Origin of the sequence: Actinoallomurus sp. NPDC050550, assembly GCF_040655075.1 — a bacterium.
Taxonomy (GTDB): domain Bacteria; phylum Actinomycetota; class Actinomycetes; order Streptosporangiales; family Streptosporangiaceae; genus Actinoallomurus.
Genome location: NZ_JBFAJC010000040.1, coordinates 86,647 through 89,711, shown reverse-complemented (window position 1 = coordinate 89,711; position 3,065 = coordinate 86,647). Strand labels below are relative to the sequence as shown.

Below are 3,065 nucleotides of genomic sequence, written 5' to 3'. Positions count from 1 at the left end.
AGGAGCGGTCGAACGCGAAGGCGGCTGAACAACCCCGCCCACAGGAACGGCCCCGCCCGAAGGGAGACCAGCCCCGCTCAAAGGAGCATCCAAAGGAGTGGTCGAAGGAGTGCTCGGAGGAGTGTTGAAAGGAGTGGTCGAAGGAGTGCTCGGAGCAGTGTTGAAAGGAGTGCTCGGAGGAGTGCTCGAAGGAGTACTCGGGGAAGTGGACTTGCCGTAAAACACGACGTTCTGCGGCGATCCGGTGGGCGAATCCTTAGGGGACACGCCACCGTTGTTCGCGGGACCAGCCAATTTATGGCCGAGGGAAAAGCCGGATTGCGTGGCGATGCTGGAGAACGCACCCGAGGTCATCGCGAACCAGTTCCACTGGAAACCATTCCCCAATGCCAGCCCGGCCAGAGCTTCAGTGAAGGCCTCGTGCAAGGCCTCCTCAAAAACCTCCACGGTAAACGGAATGCCACTTCTCGCGAACGCTGCGGCAAACTGCCGGTTGGTCGACATCCGACGGAAAGTTTCTTCTGCGACTTTCGAACCCCAGTCGTCGACATGTCGGCCATACTGGTGGATCGCGGACTCGACCACATCCGACACGGCGAACCCGGTTACCCCCTTACCCGGGTCACCCAGCATCCTCAAAATCCGGTTCGTGAAGTTCTTAGTGACATAGTGACCGAGCATCGAGAACGGAACAGCCAGCGCACCACCGATCGCGCCCACCACAACAGCACTGCCCGTCGCACGCAGATTCCACTCATGGCGAGTACCCTTCGCGAACTGCACGAGCTGAGTCACCACGTCCAGCACCACCTGGAACGCAATGCCCATCAACTCAGCCAACGCGAACTGCAGAACCAGCCGCCCCCACAAGGTCTGCAACAAAAACCGCACCACCACGATACGAGCAGCCAACCATGCCAGACTCGAACCGAAACTCCAAGACGCCGCGGCCATCGCCCATGCGATCTGAGCAAGCAGCAACACCAGCTCACCGATCGTGATGATCTGGGCATACTCCGTGTCAACAGCCGCTTTCTCAAGAAACTCCCGCAGCCTCAGAAACTGCTCAGCCGTAGCCGGAAGATAACGTGGTTCATCGGTCACATAAGGTGCCATCATCTCAGCGAACTGGCGCGCTGCTTCACCGGAGAAATCAGCTCTGATCGTATTAACCGCCTGCACCAAAAGCGGAGCGAGCTCATTCCCCAACTCCTCACTGATCCACCCCAGGACCTGCGCGACCTCACGCATATGATCTGGATTCGCGCTGGGATACTGTTCCCCGGTGAGGACGAGGAACAGATCACGGACGCCCTCGGGTGGTTCGATCGCCATAACGGCTCAGCTACTCCGGCCAGTCGCCACTCTTGTGGCTTCAGAGTTCACATCAGCGAACAGACGACCCAGGTCCCCCGTCCTGCCCCCCGCATCAGCAAGCAGCTTCGCCAAGTCAGTGACGAGCTTCGTGCACTCCTTCATGACCGGGTAGTAATTCACCTCGAACGACTTACCGACACTCCCGTCACCACCGAGCTTGGGATACTTGGCCTCCACTTCAGTCAAACGGTCATAGACCTTCATCGCGATATCGGCCATCTGCCTGATATGCACGCCACCGCGTTCGAGCTCATCCGGATCGACCGAAAAGAGCCCCGGGTCCTCAGCCATCCTTATCGCCCTTCTCTGCTGGAGACGTCGTGTCACCGGTGAACATGGGACCGGCCGCAGCACTCACCGCAGCCTCGAAAATCGCGTCGAGATCCAGCTCCTCACCGACCGCGGGCATGCCCAGCCCCGCCGGCAGGAGACCGTTGAGCATGCGCGAGGCCTCTTCCGCCGCCTGATCCTGTGCGGCTTGGACAGCCTCCACGATGCGGGCGCACAGCTCGGCCGGGGCCATCTTGCGGTAGCGCGTGCCGCTGAGTTTCAGGTCGACCAGCCGCCCTCGGGCATCGACGGTGGCCGTCACGATGCGATCCGCCGACTTCGAGGAGCCGGTGACCTTCATCATCTGGTCACTCGCTTCGCGGATCCGGGCCTGGTGCTCCCGCAGCTCCTCGAGCGCGGCTGCCAGGTCGTCCGATGAGTGGGGCATTTCTCGTCCTTTCTCGTAGGTTGCTTGCCGCTGTCGTTCGTCGGTCGCCTGCCCGCCGGTCAACCCGCCGAGCCGACGCCGTGCGCGGCCTCTCCGTCGGCTCGGGGTTCACGCTCGGCACCGTCTTCTCGCTCGGCTTTCCGCTTCTGCCGCACGGTGTCCGGCGTCGGACGGGGCTCCCCTGCGATCGCCGTCTCTTCCACGGCCAATCCAGGATCGGCTGCGGACTCCACCTCGGCCTCGCGCCCGACCTCGACGTCGTTCTCTGTACCGCGCGGCCGGCGCGGAGTTTCCGTGCGACGCCGCCCGCGTACCGGTCCGACCAGAGGAGTCTCATCGACCTCGTAGTCCTCATCGTCGAGGCGACCGATCACACCCGAGCCGACATCGACCCGCGTGCCCCAGACCTCCTCGTCCTCGGACAGCCACGTCTGACGCTCCCGCTCCTCCGGCTTGTCGCCAAGGCCGCCGCCGGCGCCGGCGCCGCCCATCATCGGCGGGAAGAAGGGCACGCCACCGCTCTTGTCACCCGAACCGGCGCCGGGCGATCCGGGTGCCCCGGGGGAGCCGCCGGAAGCCCGGAAGGGTGTCATGGTGGGGTTGCCGGTGCCAGAACCAGCTCCGATGCCGCCGCCGGGCGTACCGCCACCGCTGCCGAAGCCGCCACCACCGGAACCGCTCGGGAACTTGATCCCTCCCGGTCCGCCACCCGCTCCGCCGCCTGCACCACCGCCCGGAAGGTTGAACTTCCCGCCGCCACCGGCACCACCACCGGGAACGTTGCCGCCGCCGCCGCCACCGGCACCACCACCCGGAACGTCGAACTTCCCGCCGCCACCGGCACCACCACCGGGAACGTTGCCGCCGCCACCACCACCGGCACCACCACCCGGAACGTCGAACTTCCCGCCGCCACCGGCACCACCACCCGGAACGTCGAACTTCCCGCCGCCACCGGCACCACCACCAC

The 3,065-nt window shown here is 64.5% G+C and carries 5 protein-coding genes; all 5 read right to left on the bottom strand.

The genetic code is table 11. The annotated features are described in order from the left end of the window. On the bottom strand, window positions 1–1,335 hold a 1,335-nt coding region (locus AB0I04_RS38880; RefSeq protein WP_360896658.1), incomplete at its 3' end, for a hypothetical protein. Window positions 1,336–1,341: 6 nt separating this feature from the next. Further along, window positions 1,342–1,668, bottom strand: coding sequence for a hypothetical protein (locus tag AB0I04_RS38875; RefSeq protein WP_360896655.1), 327 nt, complete (start codon window positions 1,666–1,668; stop codon window positions 1,342–1,344). Then, the gene (locus AB0I04_RS38870; protein WP_360896652.1) at window positions 1,661–2,158 is read right to left on the bottom strand and encodes a YbaB/EbfC family nucleoid-associated protein; all 498 of its coding nucleotides are present in this window, start codon (window positions 2,156–2,158) and stop codon (window positions 1,661–1,663) included. Before AB0I04_RS38870 ends, AB0I04_RS38875 begins: the two co-directional genes overlap by 8 nt. Then, complete coding sequence (locus AB0I04_RS38865) at window positions 2,155–2,607, bottom strand: hypothetical protein (protein ID WP_360896649.1); 453 nt, start codon at window positions 2,605–2,607, stop codon at window positions 2,155–2,157. Before AB0I04_RS38865 ends, AB0I04_RS38870 begins: the two co-directional genes overlap by 4 nt. A 77-nt stretch (window positions 2,608–2,684) precedes the next feature. Next, window positions 2,685–3,065, bottom strand: a 381-nt coding sequence (locus AB0I04_RS38860; RefSeq protein WP_360896646.1) for a hypothetical protein, incomplete at its 5' end; no start/stop codon positions are given.

Bases quoted from the DNA above. Each gene is read 5' to 3' on its own strand.
- AB0I04_RS38875 (WP_360896655.1), bottom strand. From the start codon at position 1,668: ATGGCTGAGGACCCGGGGCTCTTTTCGGTCGATCCGGATGAGCTCGAA.